Genomic DNA, 18,302 nt, shown 5'->3' with positions numbered 1-18,302 from the left:
CGCGCCTCCCGCGCATTCGACGCGGACGGGGCGGTGGGTCCGGGCAACGGAGACGTGCTATTCGCTGACAGCAGCGGCATCTCCGACCGCGTCGCAGTCTTCCCTCCGTCAGTCAATCAGCGGGCGCGGCCATCACTCTCGCGCCTCCGACACGCGAGACGATGGAAGGAAAGGTAATCCCATGCGAGCACTGCGCGTGAAGCGTCTGTTCGCCGTGTCCGCGGCCGGGATCGTCATGGCCGGCGGCGCTGCGATCGGCGCGGCGGGGACCGCCTCGGCCCACGACTCGAGCTACAGCCACCACCACTCCGGGTACAGCCGCAACTGCTCGGACCGCGGATGGTGGAGCGACTGCTACGACTACGGACACCACGGACACGGAGGCTACGGCTACGGCTACGGATACGGAGACCACGGACGCGGTGACCACGGCGGCTACGGAGGCTACGGAGGTCACGGTGGCTACGGAGGCTACGGAGGTCACGGCGGCTACGGAGGCTACGGCGGCGGCCACGGAGGGGGCTACGGCGGCGGCGGTCACGGTGGCGGCTACGGCGGCGGCCATGGAGGTGGCGGCTACGGCGGTGGCGGTCACGGCGGTGGCGGCGGCGGTCATCGCTGAGTCTCCGCTCCTCTGAGCGAGGCATGGTGTGCGGCCCGGTCCCACCGGGCCGCACACCATGCCTCGCGCACCCGTTCAGGCCGGGCAAGGCGCGCGATCGGCGCACCAGGTCACGCCGTGTCGGCGGTGCGGGCGGCCGCGCGACCGGACGGCCCGCTCAGCGCGGCGCGGGACGCAGCGCGGACAGGACCGCCCAGACGACCGAGACGAACGGCACGGCCACGATGGCGCCGATGACGCCGGCGACGATGGCGCCCGCGATGACGGAGACGGCGACCACCAGCGGATGCAGGCGGACCGCCCAGCTCATCACCAGCGGATGCAGGACGTGCCCCTCGAGCTGGCCGATGACGACGATGAGCACCAGCACGGCGAGCGCGGTGAGGGGGCCGCGCCCGGCGAGGGCGACCACCGTGGCCACGCCCAACGCGACCGGGGACCCCAGCAGCGGCACGAACGCCGCGAAGAACTCCAGCACCGCCAACGGCAGCGCCAGCGGCACCCGCAGCACGGCGAGGGCCACGCCGACGAGGACGGCGTTGGTCGCGGCCACGATGATGATGCCGCGGGTGTATCCGGCGAAGGCCCGCCAGGCCGCGTGACCGGCCGTGTCCCAGACCGCTCGGGCGCCGCGGGGCAGCAGGCGGTCGCGCGTCCAGCCCCACAGGCGCGGTCCGGAGTGGAGGAAGAAGACCGAGACGAACAGGGCGAGCACGGCCCCGGTGACCAGTTCGGCGAGCCTGCCGAGGCCGCTCAGGGCGCTGTCGAGCAGGCTCGCCCGGTGCGCCGACAGATAGGACACGAGCTGATTGTGCAGCGCGGAGAGCCTGCCCCGGCCGAGCCGGAAAGGCGGGCCCTCCAGCCACAGCTCGATCCGGCGGATGCCGCCGCGCAGCTCGTTCGCCAGCCTCGACGACTCCCCCGCCACCGCGTCGCCCACGAAGGCGAGCAGGGCCAGCAGGAGCAGCAGGCTGCCGATGAGGGCGAGCGCGACGCACAGGGACCGCGGCAGCACCCGGTTCAGCAGGTCCGCCAGGGGGTGCAGGACCGAGGTGGCGACCAGCGCGGCGAACAGGGCGACCGCGATGAGCTGGAACCGGCCCAGGACGACGAAGACCCCGTACACGACGAGGCCGACGAGGATGAGCCGCCAGGCGTAGGCGGCGGCGACCCGCAGCCAGGGCACCGTCCGCTCCGCCCCGGTCGGCTCTAGGGCGCCTGACGGCGCGGGGCGGGGGCGGGGGCGCGGCGGCAGCCGCACGCGTGGCACCGGCCGGCTGCCCAGCACGGCGGCGCCCGCCGGGCGCCTGCGGCCCCGTCCGGACGCCGGACCGCCCGCCTCCGCCACCGCGCCTCCCGTTGCCTGCCGACGGTCACGTCTCCCGCACGGTACGGGCCCCGGCGACGGCGCCCCCGCCGCAACGCGCCAGGTCGCCGGTCATCGGGGGCCACCGGCGCCCGTACGGCGCAGAGGGGCGCCCGTCCGCCGGGGCAACCGGGTCAGGGGCGGCGCCGTCCCCGCTCTCGACGGTCCGCCACTCGTAGAAGCCGTCGGCGGGCAGCAGGCACCGGTGCCGGGCGGGCGCGGCGGAAGGCGGCCTCCTCGTGCACGGTTTCCATGGAACCGCCGGACCAGATCCTCCGGTCCGCGGGTGGACGCGTAGCGACCGCATATGTTCGCTCGCCGCTCCGACCTGCGGATACGCGAGATCACGTCCTCGCCGCAGTCAGCACCAGATCGGCACGGTGCCGGATGAGCGCCGCATCCGTCACCCTGACGGTCTTGCGCCCGAGCCACCTGGACACGTCCAAGCTGGACACGTCCAAGAGGGGCAGACCATCGCCGAGAGTGGTCAGCGCGAACCGGTGGGCCCCACCAGACGCCGAGGCGTCGGGCCGGGGCCCCGGCCAAGTCGTGCTGATGACGTCTGTTCCGGCCGGACAGGCGCAAGAGCGTCGGCTGCGGACGCGTTCAGGCACGCGGCAGCACGCCCAGGAGCGCCGAGGTGAAGGAGATCCGCAGAGCGTCGCGCAGCTCCAGGTGGAACACGCCTAGGGCGGGCTCGTCCTCGTAGGCGGCGAGGAGGCTGGGCGGCGGCGGGGCGTACGCCGACAGGGCGCCCGCCGAGACCAGGCACATCAGGCAGAACAACTGCGCGCTGTCGCCCAGCTCGGGCACGTGGCGGCGCACGAGGTCGGTCATGGCCGCGAGCAGCGTGAGGGAGGAGTGCTTGTGCCGCTTGACCACCTCGACCGAGACGTTGTGCTCCAGGACGCCGCCCTGCGCGCCGAAGAGGTCGCACAGCACCACCCGGTCCGCCAGCGACCGGCTGAGGACCTCGGCTAGCTGGCCCGCCCGCGCTTCCGGCGCCGCGTGCGCCTCGATGCCCGCGGCCAGCTCGTCCGCCAGCTCGGCGAGCCAGTCCTCCAGGAAGACGTCCAGCAGTTCGAGGAGCACCGCCTCGCGCGACTCGAAGTACCGCAGGACGTTCGACTTGGCCAGGCCCACCCGTCGGCTCAGCTCGTTGAGGCTCACCTCGGACACGGGCATCTCGTCGAGCATCGCCGCCGCCGCGTCCAGGATCGCCCGGCGGCGGATCTCCCGCTGCTCCTCGCTTCGCGCCCGCTGGAATGTCACGCCCTCAGTCTAGCTTAAAGACCGCTGGTCCCTTGACAGAAGACCGATGGTCTCTTAAGTTGGTCCTCGTAACAGACCGATGGTTCCTTAAGGAGTGCGCCATGAACGGCGACTGGACCGAGCAGCACATCCCCGATCAGCGCGGCCGGGTGGCGGTCGTGACCGGCGCCAACACCGGGCTGGGCTTCGAGACCGCCCGGATGCTCGCCGCACGCGGGGCGGCGGTGGTCCTGGCCGTCCGCGACGTCGAGAAGGGCAAGCAGGCGGCCGCCCGCATCACCGGCGACGTCACCGTGCAGGCCCTCGACCTGACCTCGCTGGACTCGATCCGGTCCGCGGCGGCCGACCTGCGCGCCGCCCACCCGCGCATCGACCTGCTCATCAACAACGCGGGCGTGATGTACACCCCGCGGCAGACCACCGCCGACGGCTTCGAGCTGCAGTTCGGCACCAACCACCTCGGCCACTTCGCCCTGACCGGCCTGCTGCTGGACCGGCTCCTGCCCGTCCCCGGCTCCCGCGTCGTGACGGTCAGCAGCACCGGCCACCGCATCCGGGCCGCGATCCACTTCGACGACCTCCAGTGGGAGCGCTCCTACAGCCGCGTCGCCGCCTACGGCCAGGCCAAACTGGCCAACTTGATGTTCACCTACGAACTCCAGCGCCGGCTCGCACCGCACGGCGCCACCGTCGCGGTCGCCGCCCATCCCGGCGTGTCCAACACCGAACTGCTCCGCAACACGCCCGCCGCGCTCCGCCTGCCCGTCGCCTGGCTCGCGCCGCTGCTCACCCAGAAGGCCGACATGGGCGCCCTGCCCACCCTGCGCGCCGCCACCGATCCGACCGTCACCGGCGGCCAGTACTACGGCCCCGGCAACCGGGGCGAGATCCGCGGCTACCCGAAGCTGGTCGCCTCCAGCCCCGACTCCCACGACCAGGCCGTCCAGCAGCGCCTGTGGACCGTCTCCGAGGAGCTGACGGGGGTGACGTTTCCGGCGGTGACTCCGCAGCAGACGGCTTCGTGAGACCGCAGCCGGATCCGACCCGGCGTGCACCGCTGTGCAGGCGGTTCCCTGACCGCCCGGCAGGGGCCGCGGCACTTCTCTTGTCGAGTTCCGTGTGTCTCCAGATGACCGGGCGACCTACGCGGCGACCGGGGCGCCGTACGCCGGGAGTCGCCAGTCTCCGCCGCGGTCTTCCTTCGCGAAGCGTGCGGCGAGGGCGGGGATGCGCAGGAGGCAGGCCAGTGCCGTGGCGGTCTGGAAGGCGGTGATCGCGTGCTTGCTCTCGGGCATGCCGACGCGCAGCAGGCGGGGGTTCACCTGGGCCTGGATCTTGTCGACGAAGGGCCGCAGCACGCTGTCGTAGTTCGCCAGGGCGGTCGGCAGGTCGTCGGCGTGCCGGTTGATCTCACCGGCCAGAACATAAGCTCCGACCAGGCCGCCGGAGACGCCCATGCCGCTGTAGGGAGAGGCGCAGTGCGCGGCGTCGCCGGCCAGGACCACCCGCCCCTTGGACCAGGCGTCGGTGCGTACCTGGGCGATCTCCAAGGAGTAGAAGAACGGGCTCGTCTCCATGCCGGCGATGAAGCGCTCGGTCTGCCAGCCGGCGTCGCGGAAGCGGCCGGCCCAGAACCGCTGCTGCCGCTCGACGGGTGCGCGGTGGATCGCGGAGGCTTCCTCCGACTCCTCGCGCATCACGAAGTACGCCTGAGTCTCGGTCGGGTTGTGGCTGCGCCGCATGATCTGGCGGCCGCCCGGGGCCATGTAGGTGTCGCGGATGTCGCCGTCGGAGGCGATGCGCGGGACGAACCAGTAGGCCATGTGGATGCCGACGCGCCAGTACGGGTCGAAGCCCTCCGGAAGGAGCGCCCGCCGCAGGCGTGACCCTTGTCCGTCCGCGCCGATCAGCAGGTCGAACTCGCCGGACGATCCGTCGGAGAAGCGAGCGGTGACCTGGTCTTCGTCCTGTTCGAAGCCGTCGACGCTCTTGCCGAAGACGTACGCGGCGTCGTCCTTGGTCGCGTCGTGCAGGATGCGGACCAGGTCGCCGCGCATGATCTCGTATTCCGAGGTGAGGGTCTGACGGCCCTTGCCGGAGGTGTTGGCCATGATCGTCGCCCTGGGCTTCCCCTGGGAGTCGACGAAGGCCACGCCCGCCTCGTCCACCAGATGACTGCGCACGGTGTCCAGCAGCCCCATGCGTGCGATCGCCTCGATGCCCTGACCGCGAAGGTCGACCTGGGCGCCCGAGGCTCGCAGCGCCGGGAACCGCTCGACGACAGTCACCCGGTGACCGCCGCGGGTGAGCCAGAAGGCCAGGGCCTGCCCGGCGACGCCGCCGCCGGCGATGAGGATGCGCAGGGAGCGCCTCGCGGTCTTGTCCGTCATGTCGACCACTCCAGAATCTATCAGTGATTGATTCCTGCCCAGAGTCTTCTATCGCCGATAGATTGTCAACGTGACCAAGATGAACCGTCAGACCGTCGTCGCCGAGGCGTTGGATCTGCTCGACGAGGTGGGCCTGGAGACCGTCAGCACGAGGCGGCTGGCCAAGCGGCTCGGCGTCGAACAGCCGTCGCTCTACTACCACTTCCGCACCAAGAAGGATCTCCTCGCGGCCATGGCGGAGGCGGCCATGACCCCCCACGCCGCCGCGCCGCTCCCCTCGCCCGGGGACGACTGGCGCGCATGGTTCCTGGAGAACTCGCGCAGCTTCCGGCGCACGCTGCTGCTGCGCCGCGACGGAGCCCGCCTTCACGCAGGCAGCGTCCCGACCGGCGACCTCGACCGGGTCCGCCGCAAGGTGACCTTCCTCGTCGCCTCCGGGGTGCCCGAGAGGGACGCGCACATGGCGATGCTGGCCGCCAGCCGGTTCACGGTCGGCTGCGTGCTGGAGGAGCAGGCGGACGCCCTTGCCTGGGACGAGGAAGACCTGCCGGCCGACGTTCCGGTCATCGATCACGAGTCGGCGTTCGAAGCCGGGCTGACCCTCATCCTCAACGGCCTGGAACAGCGCGTCGCGGGCGCCGACGACGCGGCCCGGAAAGCAGATGCGGAGGTCGCGGCGGTCACGCACCGCACAGACAGCGAATGAGCATGGCGGTGCGTTCCGCCCTCCGGCCTCCCCGCCGGGCGTTCAGGCGGCCGGACGGCTACCCGAGCTTGCGGCCCACGCCCGCGTACACCCAGTAGCGGGAGGGGTTCTCCGGGACCTCGTCGAGCGGGTCGGGGCGCCAGAGCGGGACGTAGACCAGGCCCGGGTCCACCAGGTCGAAGCCGTCGAAGAGGGCGGCGATCTCGCCGTGGCTGCGGGCGGTGACCGGGGAGGTGGCGCGGTCGCGGTACAACTGGCCGACGGCGGCGGCCGTGTCCGGCCGGTCCTCGTCCGTGGCGTGCGTCAGGGCCAGCCAACTGTCCGCCGGGAGCGCGTCGCGGAAGGCGGCCACGATGCCGGCCGGGTCCTGGTCCGGCGTGATGAAGTGCAGGATCGTTATCATCAGGACGGCCACCGGCTGCTCGAAGTCGAGCAGCTTGCCCACCTGCGGGGAGGAGAGGACGCCGGCCGGGTCCCTGATGTCGGCGGCCACGATCGTCGCGTCCGGATTGTCGGCGAGCAGCGCCTCGCTGTGCGCCACGGCCACCGGGTCGTTGTCGACGTACACCACCTTGGCGCCGGGGCAGGCGGCCTGGGCGACCTCGTGGACGTTGCCCTGGGTGGGGATGCCGGAGCCGAGGTCGATGAACTGGCGCACGCCCGCGTCGACCAGGAAGCGCACCGCGCGGCCCAGGAAGGCCCGGTTGGCGCGCGCCAGGGTGCGCACCTGGGGGTCGATCGCGGTGAAGGCGGCCACCGCCTCCCGGTCGATGGCGAAGTTGTGCTCGCCGCCGAGCATGGCGTCGTACATCCGGGCCACGCTGGCCTTGCCCGGATCCACGCCCTGGGGCAGACCGTCTCCGTTCGGCATGACCAACTCCCCTGCTGTGTAGTGAACTTGACTACAGATCATATAGTTGCCGACGGCATACTCCGCCAGCTACCGGCCCCACCCGGAAGGCAACGACCCTGCGGAACTCAGAACGCAGTGAGCCCCACGAACCCGACGGCGCCTCTCGTGCCGTGCCGCCGGGCCGCCGCGGCCTCTTCTCCCCCGCCGCCGACGCCATCGGCAGCGAGCTGGATCTGGAGCTGACCGGCCGCCATGTGACGCACGCCCTCGCTCCGGGTTTCTGCGACGCGGCCTCGGTGTACCTGCTGGAGCGCTGGCTTCTGGAGGAGCAGGCGCACATGGCGCCCGATCCGCCGCAGATAGAGGCGCGGCGGCTCGCGCTGCGCATCGGGACGGACGCCTGGGAGGCGTGGGACCACCTGCTGCCGGTGGGCGAGGTCCTGGTCTTCCCCCGGGAGACGCCGTACGCCCGCGCCGTGGCCACCGGGCAGACCCAACTGCTCGACGGCGTGGACGGGCACACCTTCGAGCGGCTGCGCAGGACCGGCCCGGACGACGCGCGGGTGGACGCCCTGCTGCACAGCGGCTCCTTCCTCATCGTGCCGCTGCGCCTGCGCGGCACGGCGGTCGGTTTCATCGCCTGCACGCGCGGGGCGGACCGGGAGCCCTTCGGCCGCGGCGACGCCGTCGCGGTGGAGTCCCTGGGCGCGCGGGCCTGTGTGGCGCTCGACAACGCCCGCCGCTACGAACGCGAGCGCCGTACGGCGCTCGCCATCCGCCGCAGCCTGCTGCCCGACACGGGGCAGTCCTTCGACGGCTGCCGGGTCGCCCACGGCTACCGGCCCGCCGGGCAGGACAACGTCATCGGCGGGGACTGGTACGACGTCCTCCCCCGCTCGGGCAGACGCGTGGCCATGGTCGTCGGCGACGCGATGGGGCACGGCCCGGAGTCCGCCGTCGCCATGATCCAGTTGCGGACGGCCGTGCGCACCCTGGCGGCCCTGGACATCGGCCCGGCGGAGCTGATGCGGCGGCTGGACGCCGTGGCCGACGGCACCCCGGGCGCCTCCTTCGCCACCTGCATGTACGCGGAGTGGGACGCGGAGCGGCGCACCTGCACCTTCGTCGGCGCCGGCCATCCTCCTCCCCTGGTCAGATGGCAGAAGGGGCCGACGGCGCCGGTGCCCCTGGCCACCGCGGGACTTCCCCTGGGTCTGGGCGCCGACCGGTACGAGCCGACCGTGCTGCACCTGCCGGAGCCGGCCCTGCTCCTGCTGTACAGCGACGGGCTGGTGGAGTCCCGCGTCCGCGACATAGACGAGGGCATCGCCCAGCTCGCCCGCACCCTCGACCGGGGCGCCGAGAGCCTGCCGGACCTCGGGCGTCCCGACGCGCTGCCGTCGCTGTGCCGTCGGCTGCTGGCGGACGCCGTGTCCGGGAACGTCAGCGACGACCGCACCCTGCTGCTGGCCGAGCTGACCCCCGCACCCGGCTGACCCGGCGTGCGGTCGGCCGCCGTGCGGGCGGGGGCTCGACGCGCACTTGCGGGCTGTTCGTCGTATGAACGCAGGCCGCCGTTCGAGCGGTCTCCTCACCTGATGCGGTGAGACGGCGGGACGAGGGGCGTACGAACCGGCGGCGGCCCGCGTTGGCCCGGCATGGACAGCATTCCTCGGGCCGTGCAGACCTTCACCGGCCGTCTCCCCCTGAACCCGCCCCGCGCCGCACGGGCCGCCGCCCTTGCGGCGCCGCAGGGGCGGCGGGCGCCGGGCGCGGACACCGGAGCCCCTCTGATGCGGCCCTGGGGATCCGGCGCGGGCGGTCGACCGCCGGGCGCCCAGGGGGCGGTGGGAGCGATGGGGGGCGAGCCGGTGCCCGCCGTGCCCGTGCCGCGCGGCATCACGATCCTGTGAGCCCCGACGGCCCGGCCGGGGCGGCGAGATCCACGCGGACGGCCGGTGCGCGCTCCTGGTCCTGGGCGCCGTTCGCTCACGACCCGGTGACGGTCGGATCACGATGGCGGCCGTCCTCGTTGCCGTGCACCCCGGCGTTCGTTGAGCGCGGCATGGAAGCGTGGGATGACCCCGACTGCCCGTGGTGCCGCGCGCTGCTCGGCTCGGGCCGCGACCCGGCCGCCCCGGCGTCCACGCGTGCGGACCTCCGCGCACGGTTCCGGCACGGCGGGGGCCTGGCGGCCTGCATCTCCCGGGCGCGCCTGGTCATGACGCCCATGGCCGTGTTCACCGTGCTGGCCGCGCTCCTGGTGGCGCTGGCCTGACGCCCGGCCGGGACGGCGCGGCGCGGCGGTGTACCGCTGGGGCCGGAAAGGTTTCCCGGAAGGGCACGCGATCCGGCGGACCTTTCCGGTCGGCGACAGCGGTACGTGAGCCGGCGCCGCCGCGGACGGCCGGTGACCGGCATCGCGCCCGGCCGCCCTCTCGAATGCTTCACCAACTCCTGACATCATGGCCGTCGGTTCTCTGGCGCTGGCCAGAAACTGATGCGATGTGACGTTAAGTGAGGAAAAGTGTGGCAGAGACCGAGGGGGCGGAGATGCCCGAGCGGCTGCTGATCACGCGGACGACGACGGGGGACCGCGTCTGCGTGGTGGCCCTCGCCGGGGAGGTCGACATCGACGGCAGCGCGCGGCTGCGCGAGTCGCTGCTCGCCTGCCTGGAGACCGCGCCGGCCACGGTGGTCGACCTCGGCGAGGTGACCTTCATGGACTCCAGCGGCATCAACGCGCTGATCACCGCCCACCAGGCCGCTGAGTCAGCGGGCAAGCCGCTGTGCCTGGCGGCGCCGCGGGGGGCGGTGCTGCGGGTGCTCCAGCTCGTCGGCGTCGACGCGCTCATCCCCTGGCACGCCGGTCTCGACGAGGCCCTCGCGCAGTCACGGACGTTCGGCGCCTCCGGAGGCTGACGCGCCTCCGGAGGCTGACGCGGAGGGGAGCGGCGGGACGTTTCCGCCCGCGTCGGCCCCGCTCGCCGCGTCCGCCGGTCCGTACGGTCATCCCGTCTTTCCCCGGCCCGACAGGGCGTCCCTGAGCCGGTCCACCATTCCGGCGCCGGGTCCCAGGAGCTTGTTGGCGGGCGGGGTGTCCGGCATGGACGGGTGCGGCCTCGTCGGGGCGGTCTTCTTGGCCGTGCGCACCCTCTCGCCCAGTCGCTCCAGGTCATCGGGGGTCGCGGTCTGGCGCAGCCGGGGGAAGAGGTTCTGCTCCTCGTCCGCCAGGTGCGAGCGGATCTCCCGCATCAGCCGCCCGACGACCTGGTCGAACAGCGGGTCGTCGGCGCCGAGGCCCTCCAGTTCCTTCATCGTCCGCTCGGCCTGCGCGTGGTCCTCGATCTCCCGGTCGGCGATCGCGTCGCCTTCGGGCAGGTACCGGCGGACCGCCGGGTACAGGTACATCTCCTCCGCGACGGAGTGCCGCACCAGTTCGATCGTCGCCTGGTCCGCGAGGTCCTTGCGCCGCTTGTCCCCGTTCGGCAGGGCCTCGATCTGCGCGAACATCTCCTCGACCTCGCGGTGGTCGACGGTCAGTTCCTGGATGACGTCTCCGCCGTGTCCCATGACGGGGGCTCCTCGCTGCTCCGGACGATGTGGTGCGCGGACGGGCGGGCGGGTTCCCGAGACGTCCGCCGTCACACCGCCCGGCACGCGAGCGGTGTGACGCGGCATCGGCCGGCGGGACATCGGCTGGCGCGGCGCCGGACGGCACGGCGGCCGACGGGTCAGGGCGCCGGACGCGCCGCGCCGGGACGGGGGAACCGGGTCGGTCCCCCCGCGCGGTCAGTTCACCGGCCGGTCGTGCGGTCAGTCCACCGGCCGGAGGTCGGTGATCTTACGCGTGCGCAGGTCGGACTCGACGTCGATCCGCGTCACCGTGGCGTCCCGGCGGTCCCCCCAGATGAGCGTGACCCTGCTGGTGGCGTGCCCCGCGCCCGTGCCGGTGAAGGCGACTTGCCACTTCACCGGCACGTTCTGGGCGAACAGGACGCCGTCCGCGTGCTCCCTGGCCTCGTAGGCGGCGACCTTCCCGCGCGCCGCGGCGGACAGGTAGAAGGACTTCAGCCCCTCGAGGTTGCCGGCGGCGGCCGGGTCCTCGCCGTCCCAGACGGTGTCGATGTAGGCGCCGTAGAAGTCCGCGACCCGCTGGGTGACGTCGCGCGCGTCGCCTTGGGCGACGGGCGCGGCGGCCGCGCGGGCGGCGGTCCGGGCGGTGCGGGCGCCGTCGGCGGCCGTGTGCGCGGCGGCGGTTCCGGCCGTCGTGTGCGCGGCGGCGGTTCCGGCGAGGGCGGGCGTGACGGCGACCAGGGCGAGGGCCGCGGCGGTGAGGGCGGCGGCGGTCAGGCGGCGGTTGCGAGCGCGCGTAGGCGTGGACATGGTGATCCCCCGTTGCTGGCCGGACGGGCGGATCCCGTGCCGGCTTCGGCGGCTGAGACAAGCGGCGGACGCCGACTGGTTCCGTAATGTCCCGGAAGAATGCGCCTGTCCGGAAAGACGTGAAAGGTTGTGCTGCATTTCGGTCACTTTTCCGGAGCGTCGGCCGGAAGAGTGCGCTTGTTCCTTCGTATGCACGAGTGCGCGGCGGGCAGACGGCCGTGTTCCGACCGTCCCCGTACCGCCCTCGATTGCCGGGGGCCGCCTCGGGGAACCCGGACAGACGCCGCACCCCCTCACTCCTTGGAGAGGTCCATGAGTCTGCTGCGCCTGGCCGGCCGGCCCCTGCTCGCGTCGATGTTCGTCGCCGGAGGGCTGAGCACCGTCCGCAAGCCCGAGCCCCTCAGCCCCGTCGCCGAGCCCGTCGTCCAGGCGATCCGCAAGCGCGTGCCGGTACTGCCGGACAGCACCGAGCAGGTGGTACGGCTCAACGGCGGCGTGCAGGTCGCCGCCGGGGTGCTGCTGGCGCTGGGGCGGATGCCCCGGCTCTCCGCCGCGGTGCTCGCGGTCTCGCTGGTGCCGACCACGGTCGCCGGCCACCCGTTCTGGCAGGAGAAGGACCCCGCCGAGCGCGCCGGGCAGCGGATCAGTTTCCTGAAGAACCTCTCCATGCTGGGCGGCCTGCTGATCACCGCCGACGACACCGGTGCCGCGCCGTCCGTGCTCTGGCGCGGCCGGCACACGGCACGGGAGCTGCGGCGCGAGGCCCGCCTGGTGCGCCGGTCGGTCCGCGCCACGGCAGGTCCGGCCGCCACGGTCGGCGGCCTGCGGACCAAGCTGCCCGGCAACTGACCCGGGCCCGGCCCGTCGGCGCAGAAGGGCGCCGACGGGTGCGGTGGGTGCACCCGGGCGCGTGAGGCGCAGACGGGCGCCGTCGAACGGCGGCGAGCGCAGAGGGATGCAGAGGGATGCGGGCGGGCGGCGACGGGAGGACGCGTCATGGACCGTAAGGGACGCCAGCGGCAAGTCCTGCCGGGACTCACCGGGCGGGACGCCCGCTCGCTGCTCGGCATCTACCTCAACGACCATCTGGCGGGCGCGACGGTGGGCTCCGAGCGGTCGCGCCAACTGGCCGCCGCGTGCCGGGGGTCCGACCTCGGCGCCGCGTCGGCCGGGCTGGCCGGCGCCATCGCGGAGGACCGCCGGACCCTGGTGGCGATCATGCGGCGGCTCGACCAGCCGATACGCCGCTACAAGGTGATCGCGGGTCTCCTCGGCGAGCGGGTGGGGCGGCTGAAGGCCAACGGCTCGCTCGTGCGGCGCTCGCCCCTGAGCACGCTTCTCGAGCTGGAGCTGTTGCAGATCGGCGTCCGGGGCAAGCAGTGCCTCTGGGAGGTGCTGCGCAGCCTGGCCGACCGCGAGCGGCGCCTCGACGCGGCGGAGCTGGACGAGCTGCTGGAGCGCGCCCAGGCTCAGCTCCGCACGGTCGAGGAGTTGCGGGAGCGCCAGGCGGCACGGACCTTCGGCGGCCTCTGATCCGGCCGGACTCCGCCCCGGACGCACACGGACCGGACGTGCACGGAAGGGATCCCCGGTCGAGGACCGGGGATCCCTCTAGTGTGCTGCCGCCTGTCGTCCGAGGTGGGGCTTCGGACGGGTCAGGGCCTGAGTGTCGGACGGGTCAGGGCTTGAAGGTGTCCTTCGTCTTCTCCTTGGCCTGCCGGGCGCTGCCCTTCGACTTCTCGGCCCGGCCCTCGGCGGTCATCCGCTCGTTGCCCACCGCGCGGCCGATCGCCTCCTTGGCCTTGCCCTTCAGCTCTTCCTTCTTGCCCTTGGCCTTCTGGTCACCAGCCACAGTCACTCACTCCCAGTCACGTTAGTCGTGGGTGTCGGCACGTCGGGTGTCCGGCGAGCCGCCGGGCAAACCTCCCGTTTCGTCCGGGCGGCCGCCGGTGCGCCCGGTCATGCGCGGCCGCCGTCCCCGCAGGCCTGGGCGGGCCGGTCGGCGGCCTGATGCGGCTGCCGCGGGGCCAGCGTGTCGCGGTCGCGGCGCCAGTCGACGACGGCGACCGCCAAAGACGCCAGCATCGCCACGAGCGCGGAGCCGACCGTGAGCGCCACCGCCTCCCGGTAGTCCCGTCCGCTCGCACCGAGCACCATGTAGAACAGCCCCGGCAGGGCCGCGGTCCCCACGGCGCCGCCGAGCCGCTGCCCCGTCTGGAGGGCGCCGCCAGCCGCGCCGGCCATGCGCACCGGCACATCGCGCAGCGTCATGGTGATGTTCGGTGTGATGACGCAGCCGCTGCCCATTCCGGCGAGGAACAGCGCCGGTGCGGCCAGCCAGGTCATGGCGTCCAGCGGGGCGGAGCGCAGGATCAGCGCCGCCGCGCCCATGCCGACGATCACCGCCACCAGCCCGCAGACGGTCATCAGCCGCCCCAGCCGCTCCACCAGCCGGCCGGACACCACGGCCGCGAGCGCCGAGCCGATCGCGAACGGCGTCACCGCCAGACCGGAGCTGAGCGGCTCGTAGCCCAGGCCGTCCTGGAAGAACAGGGCGAACACCAGCCACACCCCGCTGAACCCCACAAAGTAGAGGGCGCCGAGCGCGGTGCCCAGACCGTAGCCGCGCGTGCTGACGAGCAGGCGCGGATCGAGCAGCGGGCCGCCGTCGCGGACGGCCACCCGCACCTCCCAGCGGATGAACCAGACCAGCAGGGCCAGCCCCAGCGGGAACAGCCACCACATCCGGTGCACTCCCCCGCTCTCGGCGAACACCAGGGGCAGCATCAGGGCCAGCACCCCGGCGCCGAGCAGGCCGACTCCGGCCAGGTCGAGGTGTTCGCGCCGGCCGGGCCTCCCGCGGGGCAGCAGCCGCAGTCCCAGCAGGAACGCCACGACGCCGAACGGCACGTTGACGTAGAAGATCCAGCGCCAGCCCTGCATGCCCTGCGCCAAGGCCAGGATCAGCCCGCCGGTGATCGGCCCGACCGCGCTGGAGACGCCCACGACGGCGCCGAAGAGGCCGAAGGCCCGGCCGCGTTCGGCGCCGCGGAACATCTGCTGGATCAGCGCGGAGTTCTGCGGGGCGATGCAGCCCGCGCAGGCGCCCTGAGCGAGCCGGGCCACGACCAGCCAGGTGATCGTGGGGGCGGCCCCCGCACCGGCGCTGCACACCACGAAACCGGCCAGGGCGGTCAGGAAGATACGGCGCCGGCCCATCGCGTCGCCCAGCCGTCCGGCGGGGACCAAGACGAGGGCGAACGTCAGCGCGTAGCCGGAGACCACCCACTGCACGGAGGCCGCCGAGGCGCTCAGGTCGCGTTGGATCGAGGGCAGCGCCACGGCCACGATCGTCACGTCGAGCAGGCTCATGAAGCCGGTGGCCAGGGTGACCCACAGAGCCTTCCAGCGTCTGGGATCGTCCCCGCACGACGGCTCGGCGCCGTGTCGGCCCGACCGTGCATCCCTGTTCACGAACGCTCCTCCCGGTTGCGGCACCCACGCGCCGGCCGTCGCGGCCCGGCACGCCCCGTGACGCGTTCCCGGGTGGCCCGAAGCGGAACACCTCGTGCTCACCATCACCGCATCCGCCGGGCGGGGCCACCGCTGCGCGGGTCTGCTCGGCCGGACGGGGGGCGGCCGGGGCCGGTCGGGGGGCGACCGGGGCTGGTCGGGCCTGTGATCGGGGGCGTGGACCCCGGATACGGCGTCGGACCGCGAACTCCGGGTATGCGTAGCTCCACAGAAGGAATGAACCGTGTGATCCGACGCCAAAGACACCCGTGGCGCCGGGTCCGCCAGGACAGCCGAGCAAGACCGCTGAGAGCGCAGAGACCGCAGAGAACGACGCTTACGACTACATAAACGGGGTTTCTATGATCATCGCGCTGGGGATGTGGGCGCCGGACCGGTGGGTACCTCGCCGGGCCGCCGCCCAGTTGCGCTACGGCACGGCCTGGGTGAGCGGCGCAGCCCGCACCGCCGACGCGCGGCGCTCCGTGCAGGCCTTCCTGGCCCGTGCGGCCGCTTCCGCCGGGACTCGCTTCTCCGCGCGCGCCGAGCAGGACGCGCTGCTCATCGCGAGCGAGCTGGTGGGCAACGCGCTGCGGCACGCGCCGGGCCCGTGCGGCCTGGTCCTGGAGCTGTACGCCGCCGATCAGGCCGAAGCCGCCGGCCACGCCCAGGACGCCGGCCGCGTCGGCGTCACGGGCGGCGACGACCGCGAGGCTCCCGACGACTCCCAGCGCTCCGTGCTGGGCATCGGCGTCTGGGACACCTCGCCCGCTCTCCCGCTCGTGCACGAGCGGGACGGGGCGCGCGTGGGCGGCCACGGCCTCTACCTGGTGCGGGCGTGCAGCCGGGCACTGGGCGCCGCCCTCCGGCCCGTGGGCAAGGAGATCATCGCCGAAGTGGCCCTGTAGGCTCCTCTCCGACCGGACGCCTCCGCGCCCGCGCCGTCCGCCTTCGGACCGCCCCGCACCCTGGGGACGCACGGCACGCCGTGGACGGTTTTCCCGCTTCACGGCGCGCCGCGGAATTCCCTGCGAAATAATGTGTGTGAGTACAGCGGACAGGGGTACACGCTGCGGCGTCCGTCCGTGATCACATGGACGGGCGCGGCACGGAGAGAAACATCGGCTGACAGGGAGGGCCGCACGATGGCGGTGACCACAGAGGGCAAGGCGACTGGGGCTCGGACGGAGCTGCCGGAGGTGGCCGACCCCTCCCAGGTCGCGCCGAGCGACGCGCGGGCGCTGTCCCGCCTCTTCTTCGAACGGCTGACGACCCTCGAAGAGGGCACGCACGAGCACCAGTACGCTCGCAACACGCTGATCGAGATGAACATGTCTCTGGTTCGCTACGCGGCCGGGCGTTTCCGCAGCCGCGGCCCGCAGGAGATGGAGGACATCGTCCAGGTCGGCATGATCGGTCTGATCAAGGCGATCGACCGCTTCGAGCTGTCGCGCGAGGTGGAGTTCACCTCCTTCGCGGTGCCGTACATCGTCGGCGAGATCAAGCGGTTCTTCCGCGACACCTCGTGGGCGGTCCATGTGCCCCGAAGACTCCAGGAAGCCCGGGTGGAGCTGGCCAAGGCCACCGAGGAGCTGAGCAGCCGGCTCGGGCGCAAGCCCACCACGCGGGAGCTGGCAGCGCTGATGAACCTCCCGGAGCAGGAGGTCGTCGACGCGATGGTGGCCTCCAACGGCTACACCTCGGCCTCGCTGGACGCCGCCGTCAGCAGCAGCGAGGACGGCGAGAGCATCCTGGCCGACTTCATCGGCGCCGAGGACATGGCCATGGAGCTGGTGGAGGACGTCCACAGCCTCGCCCCGCTGCTCGCCGAACTGGAGGAGCGGGACCGGCAGATCATCCACATGCGGTTCGTCGAGGAACTCACCCAGGCGCAGATCGGTGAGCGTCTCGGCATCTCCCAGATGCACGTCTCCCGCCTGCTCAACCGGCTGCTCGCCCGGCTGCGGCAGGGGCTGCTGACCACGAGCTGAGCCCCGCGGGGCGGGACCCCGAACGCACGGGCCGGGCGCCGTCGTCCTGGGGAGGTGGACGGCGTCCGGCCCGTTGCTGTCTCCGGGGTGCGTCGTCTTCTCGGCGTGGGCTCGTCGCCGTCTCCGTGGGCGCGTCATGCTCTCGACGTGGGTGGGCCCGTCGCCGTCTCCGCGGACCCGTCACTCCTCGGCGTGAGCCCGTGTCCCCGCCGTCCCGGCGGCCCCGCTCAACCGCCCGTCCGGTCGTCGGCGGGACGGTCCGCGCGCTCGGCGGGACGCTCGGCGGCCGGAACGTCGCCCACCAGGGCCTCGAGGGCGTGCGGCACCACGCGGGTCAGGCGCAGCACGCCCCACACGATCAGTCCCGCCCCCACCAGTTCCGGGAGCAGCCACACCCCCGTGCGGATGTGCTCCCGGAACAGCATCACGCCCAGCAGCAGGCTCACCGTCGCGTCGCCCACGGTCAGCGCGGGCTGGGAGGCGGCCAGCGATCCGGCCTGCAAGGCGTTCTCCAGCAGCAGGAGCGAGCAGAAGCCGAGGATGGCGAACCCGTAGGTCTGCCATGTGGTGAGGAAGGCGCCGAGGCCTTCGTCGTCGAGGACGCCGCTCGCGGACTTCAGCATGGCGGCGGTCAGAGCGTTGCCGGTGGCGGCGGCCGCCGCCAGCACGGCGGCACGGAACAGGGGAGGCCGCCCGGGACGCCCGGCGACCACGGCAACGCCCATCACCCCCAGGCACAGCACCAGCGCGGGCAGCCACCGCGTCATGGACGCCTGGTCCGCGGATCCGGACGGCGAGGCCGCGACCAGGACCAGGGCCAGGCCGCACACGACTCCCGCGACGGCCTGCCAGCCCGCGCCCGGGAGCCGGCGGCGCATCAGGCGCGTGCCGATGAACAGGGCGAACGGCAGTTCCATGATGAACAGGGGCTGCACCAGTGCCATCGGGCCGTTGACCAGCGCCAGCGCCTGGAACGTGGCGCTGGCGAGCACGCCGCAGATGCCCGCCAGCCAGATCGGACGGCGGGCCAGGGAGAGCAGCAGCCGCAGGCCGCCGCCCTCGGCGACGGTGGATGCGGCCTTCCGCTGGAAGGCGGTGCCCAGGGCGTTGCTGGCCGCCCCCAGGACGGCGAAGCTCGCGGCCAACCCGATCACAGGTCCACCATGCCCGATTCCGGGCGTTCCGTCCTGCCACGCGGCCGCC

At 73.1% G+C, this 18,302-nt stretch carries 20 protein-coding genes; 11 read left to right on the top strand and 9 right to left on the bottom strand.

From position 1 onward, the window contains the following. Positions 1 to 181: 181 nt before the first annotated feature. Positions 182 to 622, top strand: coding sequence for a hypothetical protein (locus ABZ861_RS28620; RefSeq protein ID WP_361635952.1), 441 nt, complete (start codon positions 182 to 184; stop codon positions 620 to 622). A gap of 157 nt (positions 623 to 779) precedes the next feature. Here the strand turns inward: ABZ861_RS28620 and ABZ861_RS28615 are convergent, their stop codons facing one another. Continuing rightward, positions 780 to 1,808 carry an AI-2E family transporter gene (locus ABZ861_RS28615; protein WP_361635949.1) on the bottom strand — a complete coding sequence of 343 codons (1,029 nt, stop codon included), beginning with the start codon at positions 1,806 to 1,808 and terminating at the stop codon, positions 780 to 782. A 786-nt stretch (positions 1,809 to 2,594) separates the two neighbouring features. After that, positions 2,595 to 3,260 (bottom strand): TetR family transcriptional regulator, encoded by a 666-nt coding sequence (locus ABZ861_RS28610; protein ID WP_361635946.1) that lies wholly within the window; start codon positions 3,258 to 3,260, stop codon positions 2,595 to 2,597. A gap of 101 nt (positions 3,261 to 3,361) precedes the next feature. Here ABZ861_RS28610 and ABZ861_RS28605 point away from each other — a divergent pair, with 101 nt between their 5' ends. Further along, on the top strand, positions 3,362 to 4,285 hold the full coding sequence (locus tag ABZ861_RS28605; RefSeq protein WP_361635943.1) for an SDR family NAD(P)-dependent oxidoreductase: 924 nt from the start codon (positions 3,362 to 3,364) through the stop codon (positions 4,283 to 4,285). Between the two features lie 117 nt (positions 4,286 to 4,402). Here the strand turns inward: ABZ861_RS28605 and ABZ861_RS28600 are convergent, their stop codons facing one another. Next, a complete protein-coding gene (locus ABZ861_RS28600) occupies positions 4,403 to 5,650 on the bottom strand; it encodes an FAD-dependent monooxygenase (protein ID WP_361635940.1) in 1,248 nt (415 codons plus the stop codon). A 79-nt stretch (positions 5,651 to 5,729) separates the two neighbouring features. Between ABZ861_RS28600 and ABZ861_RS28595 the strand changes: the two genes are divergently transcribed. Next, positions 5,730 to 6,356: a TetR/AcrR family transcriptional regulator C-terminal domain-containing protein gene (locus tag ABZ861_RS28595; protein ID WP_361635986.1), complete on the top strand. Its 627-nt coding sequence runs from the start codon at positions 5,730 to 5,732 to the stop codon at positions 6,354 to 6,356. A gap of 58 nt (positions 6,357 to 6,414) precedes the next feature. On the opposite strand, the gene ABZ861_RS28590 is transcribed toward ABZ861_RS28595, so the two are convergent. Further along, complete coding sequence (locus ABZ861_RS28590; RefSeq protein ID WP_361635937.1) at positions 6,415 to 7,227, bottom strand: SAM-dependent methyltransferase; 813 nt, start codon at positions 7,225 to 7,227, stop codon at positions 6,415 to 6,417. A gap of 152 nt (positions 7,228 to 7,379) precedes the next feature. On the opposite strand from ABZ861_RS28590, the gene ABZ861_RS28585 reads away from it, so the two are divergent. The 4 genes from ABZ861_RS28585 (at position 7,380) to ABZ861_RS28570 (ending at position 10,131) form a co-directional block, all read left to right on the top strand. Beyond that, positions 7,380 to 8,705 (top strand): SpoIIE family protein phosphatase, encoded by a 1,326-nt coding sequence (locus ABZ861_RS28585; RefSeq protein ID WP_361635935.1) that lies wholly within the window; start codon positions 7,380 to 7,382, stop codon positions 8,703 to 8,705. Between the two features lie 162 nt (positions 8,706 to 8,867). Further along, entirely contained in the window at positions 8,868 to 9,122 is a 255-nt protein-coding gene (locus ABZ861_RS28580) for a hypothetical protein (RefSeq protein WP_361635932.1), read from the top strand. 152 nt (positions 9,123 to 9,274) lie between these two features. Further along, positions 9,275 to 9,487, top strand: a complete 213-nt coding sequence (locus tag ABZ861_RS28575; protein WP_361635929.1) for a hypothetical protein — start codon at positions 9,275 to 9,277, stop codon at positions 9,485 to 9,487. Between the two features lie 251 nt (positions 9,488 to 9,738). Continuing rightward, entirely contained in the window at positions 9,739 to 10,131 is a 393-nt protein-coding gene (locus tag ABZ861_RS28570) for an STAS domain-containing protein (RefSeq protein WP_361635926.1), read from the top strand. 87 nt (positions 10,132 to 10,218) lie between these two features. Here the strand turns inward: ABZ861_RS28570 and ABZ861_RS28565 are convergent, their stop codons facing one another. After that, positions 10,219 to 10,782 carry a hemerythrin domain-containing protein gene (locus tag ABZ861_RS28565; RefSeq protein ID WP_361635924.1) on the bottom strand — a complete coding sequence of 188 codons (564 nt, stop codon included), beginning with the start codon at positions 10,780 to 10,782 and terminating at the stop codon, positions 10,219 to 10,221. 243 nt (positions 10,783 to 11,025) lie between these two features. Continuing rightward, positions 11,026 to 11,595, bottom strand: a complete 570-nt coding sequence (locus ABZ861_RS28560; protein ID WP_361635921.1) for a hypothetical protein — start codon at positions 11,593 to 11,595, stop codon at positions 11,026 to 11,028. A gap of 312 nt (positions 11,596 to 11,907) precedes the next feature. Between ABZ861_RS28560 and ABZ861_RS28555 the strand changes: the two genes are divergently transcribed. Then, positions 11,908 to 12,444 (top strand): DoxX family protein, encoded by a 537-nt coding sequence (locus ABZ861_RS28555; protein ID WP_361635918.1) that lies wholly within the window; start codon positions 11,908 to 11,910, stop codon positions 12,442 to 12,444. 147 nt (positions 12,445 to 12,591) lie between these two features. Then, the gene (locus ABZ861_RS28550) at positions 12,592 to 13,128 is read left to right on the top strand and encodes a hypothetical protein (protein ID WP_361635915.1); all 537 of its coding nucleotides are present in this window, start codon (positions 12,592 to 12,594) and stop codon (positions 13,126 to 13,128) included. Positions 13,129 to 13,273: 145 nt separating this feature from the next. Here the strand turns inward: ABZ861_RS28550 and ABZ861_RS28545 are convergent, their stop codons facing one another. Beyond that, complete coding sequence (locus ABZ861_RS28545; RefSeq protein ID WP_361635913.1) at positions 13,274 to 13,447, bottom strand: CsbD family protein; 174 nt, start codon at positions 13,445 to 13,447, stop codon at positions 13,274 to 13,276. A 107-nt stretch (positions 13,448 to 13,554) separates the two neighbouring features. Then, a complete protein-coding gene (locus ABZ861_RS28540) occupies positions 13,555 to 15,069 on the bottom strand; it encodes an MFS transporter (RefSeq protein ID WP_361635910.1) in 1,515 nt (504 codons plus the stop codon). Positions 15,070 to 15,470: 401 nt separating this feature from the next. Between ABZ861_RS28540 and ABZ861_RS28535 the strand changes: the two genes are divergently transcribed. Both ABZ861_RS28535 and ABZ861_RS28530 read left to right on the top strand, forming a co-directional pair. Next, on the top strand, positions 15,471 to 16,016 hold the full coding sequence (locus ABZ861_RS28535) for an ATP-binding protein (protein WP_361635908.1): 546 nt from the start codon (positions 15,471 to 15,473) through the stop codon (positions 16,014 to 16,016). Positions 16,017 to 16,253: 237 nt separating this feature from the next. Further along, positions 16,254 to 17,099: an RNA polymerase sigma factor SigF gene (locus ABZ861_RS28530; RefSeq protein WP_361635905.1), complete on the top strand. Its 846-nt coding sequence runs from the start codon at positions 16,254 to 16,256 to the stop codon at positions 17,097 to 17,099. Between the two features lie 227 nt (positions 17,100 to 17,326). Here the strand turns inward: ABZ861_RS28530 and ABZ861_RS28525 are convergent, their stop codons facing one another. After that, the gene (locus tag ABZ861_RS28525) at positions 17,327 to 18,253 is read right to left on the bottom strand and encodes a DMT family transporter (protein WP_361635902.1); all 927 of its coding nucleotides are present in this window, start codon (positions 18,251 to 18,253) and stop codon (positions 17,327 to 17,329) included. Between the last annotated feature and the right edge of the window lie 49 nt (positions 18,254 to 18,302).

This window comes from Streptomyces sp. NPDC046985, assembly GCF_040644415.1.
Taxonomy (GTDB): Bacteria; Actinomycetota; Actinomycetes; order Streptomycetales; family Streptomycetaceae; genus Streptomyces.
This window is presented reverse-complemented; position numbering and strand designations above follow the sequence as displayed.